Source organism: Rhodophyticola sp., from assembly GCF_965284195.1.
Taxonomy (GTDB): domain Bacteria; phylum Pseudomonadota; class Alphaproteobacteria; order Rhodobacterales; family Rhodobacteraceae; genus Rhodophyticola.
The window spans coordinates 604,578-618,371 of the sequence record NZ_CBDIRM010000001.1; the positions used below are offsets into that span (position 1 = coordinate 604,578).

Sequence of the window (13,794 nt, forward strand, 5' to 3'; positions counted from 1 at the left end):
CGACAGCGAAGGGCCGTTAGACTGCCCTGACACAGGAGCCACCGGACGACGGATGAAGATATCACCACGCCCCACCAATCACAGTCTTGTTCGCCTGAAGGACGGGCGTGATCTTTCGTTTTGCGAGTTTGGCGCATCTAATGGTTTTCCAGTGTTCTACTTCCACGGCACGCCAAGCTGTCGATTGGAAGCTGGATTTGCGAACGATGCTGCTCAACACTTTGGATTCCGTCTGATTGCGACGGACAGGCCCGGTTTTGGCAGGTCAAAATTCCAGAAAGGTCGAAAGTTTAAGCACTGGCCTGACGACATTCTAGCCTTGGCCAAATATTTGGACATCGATCAGTTTGGCGTTGTGGGTCATTCAGGTGCCGGTCCGCATCTCTTTGCGTGCGGAGCTTTCATCGATCCGGACAGGCTGAAATTCATCGGCGCGCTGGGACCTTGGGGTCCAGTTGCGTCCCCGGAGATAATGGAGGACCTTAACCGGCTTGATCGGGCTTTTGCGAGACTGGCGCATCGAATGCCATGGATGATGCGTGTTGGCTTTGCGCCCATGGGATGGGCTGCTCGATTTTCGCCCGGGATCTTCTTCCGGCTGTTGAAGCGCTCGGTTTCACGATCTGATCAGGTCATCCTCGAACGCCCGGAGATCGCGGAGAGATTTCGCGCAATGCAGGCCGAAGCATTTCGCCAAGGAAGTCGAGGGGCCGCGCAAGAGGCCAGTCTGGCCTACTCAGACTGGGGTTTCGACATCGGCACCATTCGCGTTCCAACGCATATATGGCTTGGTGAAGAAGACATCTTTGTTACCAACGCAATGGGACGCCATATGGCCCGTACGATCCCGAATGTTGATTTTCACTGGGTCGCGGGTGCAGGTCATCTGAACTTTGATAACTGGAACGATATCTTTACCGCCTGCCGCAATGATCTGGAATAAGCGATCATGGTCAGGCGGGGAAACGCTTGCGGCTGCAGAGCGTAATTCTACCCGTTTTTGGATTCGCATAAGAGCCAAAAGGTAGCGCGGTCTAACAAACCCTCTGATCAAAACAACGGGAGGCTTTTGCAGATTGCATTTCAGCTTGACGGTTTCAGGAACGCGTATGCCGTCAGCGCAACGCCAAGCGTGAACAGCATTGCGATCACGATATAGGTGCCCAAGCCAGCGGCCAATTGCTGTGCTGTCGGAAAGAACATGCGGAAGGCACCAGCCGAAACGAGGAGCCATCCTGACACCGTAACCAACAGGCTCAGGTCCAAGCGCCAAATATTGTGGGTCGTTACGATCACCAAACCCCCGATTAAGAAGAGCAATCCGTTAAGATAAACGACTGTGGGATGAACGTCGTGCCAAATGCTCAGATTGAGGACCTCTGATACAGTCACAACGATCAGAGTTGGACCCAGCACCGCCGCGATATGTCCAGACGTGTCCACAGATGTAGGCTCCTCAACCCCAAACCGGTTCAGGCTTGACGCAGATATGGGCAGTCCAATACCCGCTTACAAGCCGCCCTGATTCCCGAGGGGACGCAGGTTACCTTTCTATAGCTAACGTTGAGGCGATCTGACCGAAACGTAACTTTGTCCCGCGCTTTTGCCCTCAGTATATCAAGCAGCCACGGTCAAGTTCAGGCCTACTTTGCCAGATGCAGCACGCTGAACGAATCGGTGATTTTGGGCTTTTCCAAATCTAGACACTTGAAAACCGATTTCCTGAATTGTTCACTGGGGGAGTGTTACATACCGGAGTCTTGCTAATGAGCCCCGCACAACCTCGCCCCGGATTAATCGGATCATGGGACCGTTTCGTTGGCCCGGGCATGAGCAAAGGCGAGAACGCATTGTTGTTCGGCTCGACTCTCGTAGGTGCGGCCTTAGTAGCCTTGCATCTTTCTGCTCTCGGATTGAGTTGGCCGCTTGTATTACTCGGTGCGCTCATCGGGGCCGATGTTATCGGTGGTGCCGTCTGCAACATGACTGAGACCACCAAGAGATGGTACCATCGCCCTGAACATCGTCCACGCGATCATCTAAAGTTCATCGCACTACATGTTCTTCACATTGTCGTTGTTGCATGGGCATTTCGGGGCGAGGGGTTCGATGCGATCTATGCGTTTACTATAGGTGGATGGTTATTTGCCTCTGCAATTACCGTCCTTTTCGCGCCCGCAGCCCTTCGTAGTCCGCTTGCAACGACACTCTTCGCGATTGCCCTGGGCCTTTCGCTCTACGCTCTCGGACCGACGCCGGGCTTTGAATGGTTCGTGCCATTGCTTTTTGTCAAGTTGCTGATCGGTCATGCCGTCCCGCTGAGAGGTTGAGCAGCGTTCGAACCCGGACGTGTCGCTGCAGACTGCCACTCGGACAAGCGGACATTCAGACAATACTCGGCAATGGCAGCTCCGTCCGGCCGCACTGCAACGTCCTGCATTTCAGGTGTACGGCAGCTCTGGGCCGTGTGCGGCAGCCCCTTGGCCTTGATGCTAAAGGATGCTGCGCCCGCTCCTAGGTCTGGTACGAGCCCAATCTCCCCGATTTCTGCAGGATGGCGAAAGTCGGCTTCCACTGTAGTATTCGGCAAAGACCAGGTTTCAAGGCCGAGTGAACATCGGCGATTTCACAACCACGCTGCCAACGGGAACTGCGCTTCAAATGAACGATGATGGATACTTTGGTGCAAAGGTCGCAAGAACCTATGATCAGGACCATGGTGGCAACGACCCGATCGTTATCGATCGTGTCGTCGCTTGCCTGAAGGAACTCGCTGGTACAGGCGAAGCTCTAGAGTTTGCCATAGGAACGGGGCGTATTGCGCTGCCGTTATCCGCGAGCGGCTGCAAGGTGAAGGGCATTGAGCTATCCAATGCAATGGTGGCGGAGCTCCGAAAAAAAGAAACCGATGGCTCCTTGCAGGTTGAGATCGGAGACATGGTATCTGCGCGCATACCGGGCGCATTTTCGCTCGTTTATCTGGTCTTCAACACGATCGACAATCTCGTCACGCAGGAGGCGCAAACTGCTTGCTTCGAGAATGCAGCAAGGCACTTGGTGCCTGGTGGACGGTTCCTGATCGAGACCCGCGTACCTCCTGTTCAACGCATCCCCTTTGGTCAAACCACTCTCGCATTTGCATGTGACGAGAAGCATATTGGGGTCGATGAGTTCGATTTGGTGAATCAAACATATACTTCAAACCATGTTTGGATGACCGGAGACCGGCACGAGTTTCTATCGATCCCATTTCGCTATGCATGGCCGAGTGAGATGGACCTTATGGCCAAACTCGCGGGGCTTGAATTGGAATACCGGTGGGCCGACTGGGACAGATCGCCCTTCGACCATTTGAGCGCATCTCACATCTCGGTATGGCGAAAAGCAGACGTTTGATCGCCTAGCTTAAGCGTACGCTCCGTCCCGCAGTGCCGACCTTCGCACGGATGGCGATGAAGCTCTGGTTTGGGCCGGAAACCCCTGATCCTTGGGCCGATACCGTGTGGCGCCGCCTCATTACAGCGATCAGACAACCCGCCCCATCCCGTCACAGATATGCGACGTTCTCAAGCGCCCGGAGACATCCGTGACGCGGAAGCGCGCCCGTCGCGGGGTTGGCGATCGGGCGGGTGGGGGATCCGCGACGATCCTGCGGGCAGACATGGCGTGCCTGCCGGGCGCATCCCGTGCCTGAAGGCGCGCTACATGGAGAAGGACGTGCCGCACCCGCAGGATGACGAGGCGTTGGGGTTTTCGATGGTGAAGCGCGCCCCGATCAGTTCTTCGGAAAAGTCGATCACCGCATCGGCCAGAAACGGCAGCGACACGCTGTCGACCACGACTTTCTGGCCGCCGCTCTCCAGCACCAGATCGTCTTCGGCCGGGTCGTCCAGCTTGATCTCGTACTGAAATCCGGAACATCCGCCGCCTTCCACGGCCACCCTCAGGGCCTTGGGCGTGTCCGTGTCTTCGTTGATTTCGGCCAGACGTTCAAAGGCGCGCGGGGTGACTTTGGGCGGAACGGTCAGGGTCAGGGTCATCTTTCGGGCTCCGGGCGGTGTCGCTTCGCTACGAAACTGAATATATGGGGCGCAAGGGGATGCCACAAGGAGGCGGCGATGCTGGCGGTCTATGCCTGCGATCCGGGCAACAGCCGGGGACGGCTGATAGCGGAGGAGGAAAGCACTTTTCGCTCCTGCTTTCAGCGGGATCGCGACCGGATCATCCATGCCTCCGCCTTCCGGCGGCTGAAACACAAGACGCAGGTCTTCGTGGAGCATGAGGGGGATTACTATCGCACCCGCCTGACCCATTCGATCGAAGTGGCGCAGGTGGCGCGCACCATCGCCGGTGTGCTCGGCCTCAACGCGGAGCTGACCGAGGCGCTGGCGCTGGCCCATGATCTGGGGCACACGCCCTTCGGTCATACCGGCGAAGACGCGCTGTCGGCGCTGATGGCGCCTTATGGCGGGTTCGATCACAATGCGCAGGCGATCCGCATCGTGACCTCGCTTGAGCGGCATTACGCGGAATTCGACGGGCTGAACCTGACATGGGAAACGCTGGAGGGTCTGGCCAAGCATAACGGCCCGGTGACCGACGATCTGCCCTGGGCCCTGGCCGGTTACAACGCGCGCCACGATCTGGAACTGCACAGCCATGCCAGCGCCGAGGCGCAGGTGGCGGCCATCGCCGACGATGTGGCCTACAATCACCACGATCTGCATGACGGGTTGAGGGCCGAGCTGTTTTCGACCGACGAATTGGCGGAACTGCCGATCCTGTCGGACTGTTTCGCCGAGGTTGACCGGCTTTACCCGAACCTCAATTACTACCGGCGGCGGCACGAGGCGCTGAGGCGGTTTTTCGGGGTTCTGGTGGAGGATGTGATCGCGGTTGCCCGGCGCAACCTGGCCGAGATCGCGCCGGAAAGCGCGGAAGACGTCCGCGCGGCGGGCCGGGGCGTGATCCGCTTTTCCGATGCGCTCTGGGTGGATCTGAACGTGATCCGGCGGTTCCTGTTCAAACGCATGTATCGCGCGCCCGGTGTGGTCGAGATGCGCGCGGAGGTGACCGGCGTGGTCAATGACCTGTTTCCATACTTCATGGCGCATACCGAGAGCCTGCCGAAACAGTGGCGCAAGGATGTGGAGGACGCCGATGGCGAGGTGGCTCTGGCGCGGATCGTGTCGGACTACATCGCAGGCATGACGGACCGCTTCGCGCTTCAGGAACACGCGCGGCTGATCGGCGGCGCTTGAAGGCAGCATTATTGATCTTTTGGTGTTTTTGACCTATGTCTGAGTGGATGAAACAGGAGTTGACATGAACGACAAGATCATCGCCTTTCATGCTCTGCGCGTGAACAAGTTCGTTGAGAACCGCGCTTGGTTCATCCTGGCGGCTTTTCTGGCTGTTCTGCTGCTGGCTGCTGTTCTCGGCTGAGTTCGTCGTCAATCTCTTTTTGCAACTCTTCCGAACGCTGTCGAAGCCGATCCAATTCGGCTTGCAGACGTGAAACCCGCCTTTGACAGGCAAGCAGCAGGGTTTCGATATCTTCCTCTTCCACCGGGTCCGCTTCGGGGGCGGAGCCATCGCCGTTTTGACCGGTGCCGCTGAGCAAGAAAAACGCTGACGCGGCGAAGAGCGCCAGATGCAGATTGCCAACGACGGCCTCCCCTGCTGCAACGGCACGGCTCAAGCCCTCCTCTGGCGTCAGATCGCCAAAGCCGAGGGTCGAGAAAGACACTGTAGAAAAATAGAACGCTTCAGCGGGATCTGTAACGCACCCCGTACCGTTCAATCCGTAGCTTATGTAGAAAGCGGCGCAGCTTGTGACCGTCTGAACCGACGAAATGGCGATATGAAGCAGAAAGTCGCTGATACTGCCTTTGCCTGAATAGGCCGAGTAGGCGAAGGTTGCCAGAAACGCGACATACAACACTGCGAATACAAGCAAAACGACGGCGATCGCAGGCGTGTCTGCGATCCAGCGCCCGGAGAACACGACCAGCAGGATGCTGATCGTCGTGATAATGCCAAATATCGCGTGGACCCGCATCCGCCCGATACTCCAAGCCGGCGTTGACCTTCCTTTCCCAGATGCTAAACCGCCGGGCAGTTAGGGGAAAGCCATATGCATCTGTTCACCGATATCCGTGCCCTTGTTCTGCAAAGCCTCGACGCGCTTGTCGCCGAGCAGGTTCTTCCGGGCGGGCTGGAGATGCGAAACGTCACGGTGGAGCCGCCGCGCGACGCCGCCCATGGGGATATGGCGACCAATGCGGCGATGGTGCTGGCCAAGCCCGCCGGGATGAAACCGCGCGACATCGCGGAGGCGCTGGCGGGCAAGCTGGCCGCCGATGACCGGATCGACAGCGCCGATGTGGCCGGGCCCGGCTTTATCAACCTGCGGCTGTCGGCGGAGACCTGGCGCGGCGTGATCCGGGGGATCCTTGCCGCCGGGGCCGGGTATGGCCGCTCCGACGTGGGGGCGGGGCGGAAGGTGAATGTCGAATACGTCTCCGCGAACCCGACCGGGCCGCTGCATGTGGGCCACACGCGGGGCGCGGTGTTCGGCGACGCGCTGGCCAGTCTTCTGGATTTCACCGGCCATGCGGTAACCCGGGAATACTATATCAACGATGGCGGCGGGCAGGTCGATGTGCTCGCCCGGTCCGTCTATCTGCGCTACCTGGAGGCCCATGGGCAGAAGGTCGCCTTCGAGGACGGCACCTATCCGGGCGATTACCTCATCGAGGTCGGGCAGGCGCTGAAGGACAAGGTCGGCGATGCGTTCCTGGACAAGGGGGAGCAGTTCTGGCTGGCCGAGGTGCGCGACTTCGCGACCGACGCGATGCTAAAGATGATCCGCGCCGATCTGGCGCAGCTTGGCGTCGAGATGGACCTGTTCTATTCCGAAAAATCGCTCTATGGCAGCGGCCGGATCGAAGAGGCCATCGCGGAACTGCGGCGCAAGGGCCTGATCTATGAAGGCACGCTGGAGCCGCCCAAGGGCAAGACGCCCGAGGATTGGGAGCCACGGGTCCAGACCCTGTTCAAATCCACCGAATTCGGCGACGACGTGGACCGGCCGGTCATGAAGTCGGATGGATCATGGACCTATTTCGCGCCCGATATCGCCTATCATTTCGACAAGGTGTCGCGCGGGTTCGACGAGCTGATCGACGTCTTCGGCGCCGATCATGGCGGTTATGTCAAACGGATGAAGGCGGCAGTGGCCGCGCTGTCGGACAGCAAGGTGCCGCTCGACATCAAGCTGATGCAGCTGGTCAAGCTGCGGCGGGGCGAGGAAGAGCTGAAAATGTCCAAACGCGCGGGCACATTCGTCACACTGCGCGATGTGGTGGATCTGGTCGGGCCGGACGTGACCCGGTTCGTGATGCTGACCCGCAAGAACGACGCGCCGCTTGATTTCGATGTGGAGAAGGTGACCGAGCAATCGAAGGAAAACCCGGTCTGGTACGTGCAATACGCCCATGCGCGCATCGCCTCGGTGCTGCGCAAGGCGGCCGAGGCGGGGATTTCCGCCGATGATGCGGTTCTGGCGGAGGCGGATCTGTCCCCGATCTCCGATCCGGCGGAGCTGGCCCTGGCCGCGAAGCTGGCTGAATGGCCGCGGCTGGTCGAGATCGCGGCCCAGACCCACGAGCCGCACCGGGTGGCCTTCTATCTCTACGATCTGGCCTCGGAATTCCACGCATTGTGGAACAAGGGCAACGCCGATCCGTCGCTGCGCTTTCTGCAGGAGGATGACGAAACCGCAACTTTGGCGAAATCTGCGCTGATTCGCGCCGTAGCCGTTGTTATTTCGGGCGGTCTTGGTATTTTGGGTGTGACCCCGCTGAACGAAATGCGCTGAGGCAAGACCTCGATAACTAGGCGCCGAGGCGGGGACGAGCAGGCAAACCCCGGCATCGCCATTGCCGGGCATAAGAGGGCAGGCATGGCTGATATCGATTATTTCGAGGATGAGGCGCATGGTCATCCGCCGCCGGCGGGGCCGTCGCCAGTTGCAACTTTGATCAATTGGGCCGGGGCGCTGATCTCGCTGGGCCTGATCGCGGGAATGGCGATCTGGGCGTGGCAGCTGACGATGCGCGACGTGACCGGGGTGCCGGTCGTCCGCGCGCTGGAAGGGGCCATGCGGGTCGCCCCGGAAAACCCCGGCGGCAGTCAGGCGGACCATCAGGGGCTGGCGGTGAACCGTATCGCCGAAGGGCGGGAGGCCGAGCCCGCCGCCGAACGGATCGTGCTGGCCCCGCCGCCTGTGGAACTGGTCGAGATCGATCTCAGTTCGGCCAGCCTGCCGGAGGCGCCACGCGAGGCCGTGCCGGAAACGCCCACGCCGCAGGCCGCCAGCGAAGCGACGCTTGCCCTGATCGACCGGCTGATGCAGGACGAAACGCAGACGCCCCCCGTGCCCGAGGCAGGGGCCGAGACGGCCGCGACGCCTGAGGCCACATCACCCGACCCCACGCCGGAGCCTGCGCCGCAGACCCGCGATGCGATTGCCGTGATCCCGGTTTCGGTGCCGGGCGTGCGCAGTTCTCCGCGCCCGACCACCCGGCCGGCGGCGGTTCAGATGGCCGCGCTGAGCGCCGCGGCCGATGCGGCGACCGCCACCGCAGGCGCGACGCCGGCTGCCGAGATCGACCCCGACAGCCTGCCGGCGGGGACCCGGCTGGTCCAGCTTGGCGCCTTTGACGATGCCGAGACCGCGCGCACGGAATGGGAGAGGCTGACCCGCAGCTTCCCGGATTTCTTCGACGGACGCTCCCGGATCGTACAACCGGCGGTCTCGGGCGGGCGGCAGTTCTACCGGCTGCGCGCCCATGGGTTCAGCGATCTCAGCGATGCGCGGCGCTTCTGCACGACGCTTCTGGCGCAAGGCGCGGCCTGTATCCCCGTCACGGTACGCTGAGCGGGATGGCGGCGGGCTCTGCCACGATCCTGGGATGTCTCGGTCCGGTCCTGTCCGCTGACGAAGCCGCCTTTTTCGCCGAAGCGCAGCCCTGGGGCTTTATCCTGTTCGCCCGGAATGTCGAAAACCCGGGGCAGCTTCGCCGCCTGACCGGCGATTTGCGTGCGTCCGTGGGCCGCGAGGCCCCGGTGCTGATCGATCAGGAGGGGGGGCGTGTTCAACGCATGGGACCGCCCAACTGGCGGCAATGGCGCCCCGCGCTCGATCAGGTGATGACTGCGGGCCGGGACCGCGCCGCGCGGTCGATGTTTCTGCGCGCGCGGCTGATCGCCCATGAACTCCATGATGTCGGGATTGACGCGAATTGCGCCCCGCTTGCCGATGTGGCCCGCGAGAGCACGCATCCGGTGCTGCGTAATCGCCTTTACGGCCATGATGCGCCCGGCGTCATCGGTGCGGCCCGGGCCGTGGCCGAAGGGCTGATGGCCGGCGGCGTCCTGCCGGTTCTGAAACATCTGCCGGGCTACGGACTGGGCGAAGTGGACAGCCACCGGACCCTGCCGCGGGTGGCGGCCCCGCTGGAGGAGTTGCGCGCGGTGGATTTCGCCGCGTTCCGGCCACTGGCCGGTCTGCCCATGGGGATGAGCGCCCATATCGTCTATGAGGCCGTGGAGGACGGTTTGCCCGCTACCATGTCGCCACGTCTGATCGACCTGATCCGGCAGGAGATCGGCTTTGACGGGTTGCTGATGACCGACGATCTTTCCATGGGGGCCTTGCCGGGCCCGCTGGCGGAGCGGGCCGCGCTGTCGCGGCAGGCGGGGTGCGATATCGTTCTGCACTGCAACGGCGACCGCGCCGAGATGGAGGAGGTGGTCAGCGCCAGCGGCGGATTGACCGGGCGCGCGAAATCCCGCGCCGACGCGGCGCTTGCCGCGCGCCGCCGCCCCGAGCCGCTTGACATTGACGCCGCCGAAGCCGACCTTGCGGCGCTTCTGGACGGACAGGTTTATGGCTGAGATCCCGGTACCGGCAAATGACAATGACGCGGAATGGGACGCGGTCAGCGAGCGGCGCGCCGCCGAAGCGCTGATCGTCGATGTGGACGGGTTCGAGGGGCCGCTCGATCTGCTGCTGATGCTGGGCCGCACGCAGAAGGTGGATCTGCGCAAGGTCTCCGTCCTGCAACTGGCCGAGCAATATCTGGTCTTCGTCGAACAGGCGCGCGCGCTGCGGATCGAACTTGCCGCGGATTATCTGGTGATGGCGGCATGGCTCGCCTTTCTGAAATCGCGCCTGCTTCTGCCGCCCGACCCAAGCGAAGACGGGCCATCGGGGGAGGAGATGGCGGCCCATCTGGCGTTCCAGCTGGAACGCCTTGCCGCGATGCGCGACTGTGCGGCGAAGCTGATGGCCGGGGACCTGCTGGGGCGGGACCGGTTCGTGCGTGGCCTGCCCGAGGATGTGACGACCGCGCGCAAGATCACCTATACCGCCAGCCTGATCGACCTGATGCAGGGATATGCCCGGATCCGCACCCGCGACGAGTTCCGCCCCTATGTGATGGATCGCGAAAGCGTCTTCACCATGGAGGAGGCGCTGGAGCGCATGCGCGGGCTGATCGGGTTTGCGGGCGACTGGACCGATATCTCCTCCTACATCCCCGAGGGCTGGGAGATGGACCCCAAGCGGCGCCGCTCCGCGACCGCCTCCACCTTTGCGGCGGCGCTTGAACTGGCCAAGGCGGGCAAGGTGACGTTGCGACAGACCGAAACCTTCGCGCCGATCCAGCTGAAACGCAAAGACGACCCGCAATGAGCGACCCAGAGACCGACACCGAGGAAAGCCTGTTTCAGGCGCCGCCCCTGGCCGAGCAGGAACGCATGGTCGAGGCGTTGCTGTTCGCGTCTTCCGAGCCGATGAGCACCCGCGAGATGGAAGCGCGGATGCCCCATGGCTGCGATGCGGCGGAGGCGCTTGTGTTGCTGCGCCGCCGCTACGAGGGCAGGGGGGTGACCGTGACCCGTGTCGGCGATGCCTGGGCGATCCGCACCGCCGCCGATCTGGGCTTTCTGATGAGCCGTGAAACGGTCGAGACCCGCAAGCTGAGCCGGGCCGCGGTCGAGACGCTGGCGATCATCGCCTATCATCAGCCCGTCACCCGCGCCGAGATCGAGGAGATCCGCGGCGTTTCGGTCAGTCGCGGGACGGTGGATCAGCTGATCGAGATGGAATGGGTGCGTTTTGGCCGCCGCAAGATGACGCCGGGCCGGCCGGTGACCTATGTGGTGACACAAGGCTTTCTGGATCATTTCGGTCTGGAAAGCGCCCGCGATCTGCCGGGGCTGAAAGAGCTGCGATCCGCCGGTCTGCTCGACAGCCGACCGCCGCCGGGGCTGATGCCGGGACCGGGCGGCGAAGACGACCTGTCGGAGCTGGACGATGGCCCCGATAACGATGGCCAGGACGAGCTTTTCGGGGAATGACGGGCGGGACGCCTGAATTCTGCCGCGTTTTGCCCTATATTGCCGGGGAGTAACGAACAGGAGGCCGATGATGGACCGCATCATTCGCATGGTAATGAATACGCTGATCCGTCAGCTTGTGAACCGCGGCGTCAATGCCGGGATCAACCGCGCCACCCGTGGCCGGGGCGACGCCCGCGAAGAGGCGATGACGCCCGAACAGCGCGAAAGCGCCCGGAGCAGCCAGAAAAACACCCGCCAGATGATCCGCACGATGCGCAAGGCCTCCCGGTTCACCCGGTTCTAGCGGGCCGCGTCGTCGGGAAGGCCGGAAAGCCGGTTCACGAACTGGTTGAGCGTGACCTGCCAGACATCGAACGTATCCTCGAAATTGCGCTGGTTGACGCCGTAGCGGATGCTGGTGCTGTAGTGCAGGATGACATCGCCATCCTCCTGAAGATAGGCCGAGCCGAACCGTTTGTCCGCGTTCCACTGGTTCAGAAACTCCAACGTGGTGCCGGATTCCGAAAACGTGGCGAAGAACTGCACGCTGTCGCAGCCATCCCCCTCGTCGCAGCCATACATCAGCACACCATAGCGGGTGCCGTTCAGCATACCGGTCACAAGCGGGCGGCCGGCCCTGTCGGCGGCTTCCATCTGGGCCGCGCCGAAGCCCCTTGCAACCTCAAGGATCGCGTCGGGATCGGTGCCCAGTTCCGCAGGCGGCGCGGCGTCCTGGGCGAGGGTCGCGGTGGTCAGAAGGGCGAAGGGCAGCGCAAATAGGGCCAGGCGGGTCATGGGTCTTCCGGTTCGGGTCTGTTTCAAAGGTTCGGCTGATCCTCAACCGGTGCGCATGTCGGGTCAAGCCTTTCGCTTGATATCGCAAAAGAAAAGGGCGCCAACATGGCGCCCTTTCCGAAACCCGAACCGCTTCGGCTCAGCAGCTGTAATAGTTGAGATACTCCACCGGGTGAGGGGTATGCTCGAAGGCATAGACCTCTTCCCATTTCAGCTCCATGTAGCCTTCGATCTGGTCCTTGGTGAACACGTCGCCGGCCAGCAGGAAGGCGTGATCGGCCTCCAGCGCGTCCAGCGCTTCGCGCAGGCTTGCGCAGACCGTGGGGATGCCCGCCAGCTCTTCGGGCGGCAGATCGTAGAGGTCCTTGTCCGAGGGATCGCCCGGATGGATCTTGTTCTGGATCCCGTCCAGACCGGCCATCAGCAGGGCCGCGAAGCACAGATAGGGGTTTGCCGACGGATCGGGGAACCGCGCCTCGACCCGTTTTGCCTTGGGCGATTCCGTCCACGGGATCCGCACACAGCCCGAGCGGTTGCGGGCGGAATAGGCGCGCAGAACCGGCGCTTCGAAGCCCGGGATCAGGCGCTTGTAGCTGTTGGTCGACGGGTTGGTGAACGCGTTCAGCGTCTTGGCGTGCTTGAGAATGCCGCCGATGAAATACAGCGCCTCATCCGACAGGTCGGCATATTTGTCGCCTGCGAACAGGGGCTTGCCGTCTTTCCAGATCGACATGTTCACATGCATGCCGGTGCCGTTGTCGCCTGCGATGGGCTTGGGCATGAAGGTCGCGGACTTGCCGTAGGCATGGGCCACGTTGTGGATGACGTATTTGTATTTCTGCAACTCGTCGGCCTGTTTGGTCAGGCTGTCGAAGATCAGGCCCAGCTCGTGCTGGCACGACGCCACCTCATGGTGGTGCTTGTCGACCTTCATGCCGATCCGCTTCATCGTGGACAGCATTTCCGAGCGCAGATCATGGGCCGCGTCGGTGGGGTTCACCGGGAAATAGCCGCCCTTGACGCCGGGCCGATGGCCCATGTTGCCCATCTCGTATTCGCTGTCGGTGTTCCAGGCGGCGTCCTGCGCGTCGACCTCGTAGGAGACCTTGTTCATGCCGACCGAAAAGCGCACGTCGTCGAACAGGAAGAACTCCGCCTCGGGCCCGAAATAGGCCACATCGCCGATGCCGGAGGATTTCAGATACGCCTCGGCCTTTTCCGCCGTGCCGCGCGGGTCGCGTTCGTAGGACTCGCCGGTGTCCGGCTCCACGATCGAGCAGTGCAGGCAGATCGTCTTTTCCGCGTAGAACGGGTCGACATAGACGCTTTCGGTGTCGGGCATCAGTTTCATGTCGGAAGCTTCAATGCCTTTCCAGCCGGCGATCGAAGAGCCGTCGAACATGAACCCTTCGTCCAGGAAGTCTTCATCAACCTGGTCGGACAACACCGTGACATGCTGAAGCTTGCCTCGCGGATCGGTGAAGCGGATATCGACATATTCGACATCCTCGTCCTTGATCATGGACAAAACCTTATCTTTGCTCATCGTGACCTTCCTTGACGTTTTGGGTCTGTTTCCGGGGCATG

15 protein-coding genes are annotated in these 13,794 nt (G+C 61.8%); 10 read left to right on the plus strand and 5 right to left on the minus strand.

The annotated features are described in order from the left end of the window. Window positions 1-52: 52 nt before the first annotated feature. Entirely contained in the window at window positions 53-943 is an 891-nt protein-coding gene (locus tag ACQ651_RS03045) for an alpha/beta fold hydrolase (RefSeq protein WP_430448255.1), read from the plus strand. A gap of 140 nt (window positions 944-1,083) precedes the next feature. On the opposite strand, the gene ACQ651_RS03050 is transcribed toward ACQ651_RS03045, so the two are convergent. Further along, a complete protein-coding gene (locus tag ACQ651_RS03050; RefSeq protein WP_430448256.1) occupies window positions 1,084-1,443 on the minus strand; it encodes a hypothetical protein in 360 nt (119 codons plus the stop codon). Window positions 1,444-1,829: 386 nt separating this feature from the next. Between ACQ651_RS03050 and ACQ651_RS03055 the strand changes: the two genes are divergently transcribed. Further along, on the plus strand, window positions 1,830-2,330 hold the full coding sequence (locus tag ACQ651_RS03055) for a hypothetical protein (RefSeq protein WP_375550719.1): 501 nt from the start codon (window positions 1,830-1,832) through the stop codon (window positions 2,328-2,330). Between the two features lie 280 nt (window positions 2,331-2,610). Next, the gene (locus tag ACQ651_RS03060; RefSeq protein ID WP_227288090.1) at window positions 2,611-3,396 is read left to right on the plus strand and encodes a methyltransferase domain-containing protein; all 786 of its coding nucleotides are present in this window, start codon (window positions 2,611-2,613) and stop codon (window positions 3,394-3,396) included. A gap of 305 nt (window positions 3,397-3,701) precedes the next feature. Here ACQ651_RS03060 and ACQ651_RS03065 read toward each other — a convergent pair whose 3' ends face one another. Next, the gene (locus tag ACQ651_RS03065) at window positions 3,702-4,040 is read right to left on the minus strand and encodes a HesB/IscA family protein (protein ID WP_227285267.1); all 339 of its coding nucleotides are present in this window, start codon (window positions 4,038-4,040) and stop codon (window positions 3,702-3,704) included. A 78-nt stretch (window positions 4,041-4,118) separates the two neighbouring features. Here ACQ651_RS03065 and ACQ651_RS03070 point away from each other — a divergent pair, with 78 nt between their 5' ends. Beyond that, window positions 4,119-5,261 carry a deoxyguanosinetriphosphate triphosphohydrolase gene (locus ACQ651_RS03070; protein ID WP_430448258.1) on the plus strand — a complete coding sequence of 381 codons (1,143 nt, stop codon included), beginning with the start codon at window positions 4,119-4,121 and terminating at the stop codon, window positions 5,259-5,261. A 131-nt stretch (window positions 5,262-5,392) separates the two neighbouring features. Here ACQ651_RS03070 and ACQ651_RS03075 read toward each other — a convergent pair whose 3' ends face one another. Next, window positions 5,393-6,061, minus strand: a complete 669-nt coding sequence (locus tag ACQ651_RS03075) for an ion channel (RefSeq protein WP_227285269.1) — start codon at window positions 6,059-6,061, stop codon at window positions 5,393-5,395. 75 nt (window positions 6,062-6,136) lie between these two features. Between ACQ651_RS03075 and argS the strand changes: the two genes are divergently transcribed. The 6 genes from argS (at window position 6,137) to ACQ651_RS03105 (ending at window position 11,716) form a co-directional block, all read left to right on the plus strand. Next, window positions 6,137-7,882, plus strand: a complete 1,746-nt coding sequence (argS, locus tag ACQ651_RS03080; protein ID WP_430448259.1) for an arginine--tRNA ligase — start codon at window positions 6,137-6,139, stop codon at window positions 7,880-7,882. Between the two features lie 84 nt (window positions 7,883-7,966). Next, window positions 7,967-8,944, plus strand: coding sequence for an SPOR domain-containing protein (locus tag ACQ651_RS03085; RefSeq protein ID WP_430448261.1), 978 nt, complete (start codon window positions 7,967-7,969; stop codon window positions 8,942-8,944). Between the two features lie 5 nt (window positions 8,945-8,949). Continuing rightward, window positions 8,950-9,963 carry a glycoside hydrolase family 3 N-terminal domain-containing protein gene (locus ACQ651_RS03090; RefSeq protein WP_430448263.1) on the plus strand — a complete coding sequence of 338 codons (1,014 nt, stop codon included), beginning with the start codon at window positions 8,950-8,952 and terminating at the stop codon, window positions 9,961-9,963. Continuing rightward, window positions 9,956-10,762: a segregation and condensation protein A gene (locus ACQ651_RS03095; protein WP_430448265.1), complete on the plus strand. Its 807-nt coding sequence runs from the start codon at window positions 9,956-9,958 to the stop codon at window positions 10,760-10,762. The genes ACQ651_RS03090 and ACQ651_RS03095 overlap by 8 nt, the downstream gene beginning before the upstream one ends. Beyond that, window positions 10,759-11,430: an SMC-Scp complex subunit ScpB gene (scpB, locus tag ACQ651_RS03100; protein ID WP_430448266.1), complete on the plus strand. Its 672-nt coding sequence runs from the start codon at window positions 10,759-10,761 to the stop codon at window positions 11,428-11,430. The genes ACQ651_RS03095 and scpB overlap by 4 nt, the downstream gene beginning before the upstream one ends. A 70-nt stretch (window positions 11,431-11,500) precedes the next feature. Then, entirely contained in the window at window positions 11,501-11,716 is a 216-nt protein-coding gene (locus ACQ651_RS03105) for a hypothetical protein (RefSeq protein ID WP_375550249.1), read from the plus strand. Here the strand turns inward: ACQ651_RS03105 and ACQ651_RS03110 are convergent. Together ACQ651_RS03110 and glnA are read right to left on the minus strand one after the other, a co-directional pair. Continuing rightward, window positions 11,713-12,207, minus strand: coding sequence for a YbjN domain-containing protein (locus tag ACQ651_RS03110; protein ID WP_227285276.1), 495 nt, complete (start codon window positions 12,205-12,207; stop codon window positions 11,713-11,715). The genes ACQ651_RS03105 and ACQ651_RS03110 overlap by 4 nt on opposite strands. Before the next feature lie 139 nt (window positions 12,208-12,346). Then, window positions 12,347-13,753 (minus strand): type I glutamate--ammonia ligase, encoded by a 1,407-nt coding sequence (gene glnA, locus ACQ651_RS03115; RefSeq protein WP_430448267.1) that lies wholly within the window; start codon window positions 13,751-13,753, stop codon window positions 12,347-12,349. Between the last annotated feature and the right edge of the window lie 41 nt (window positions 13,754-13,794).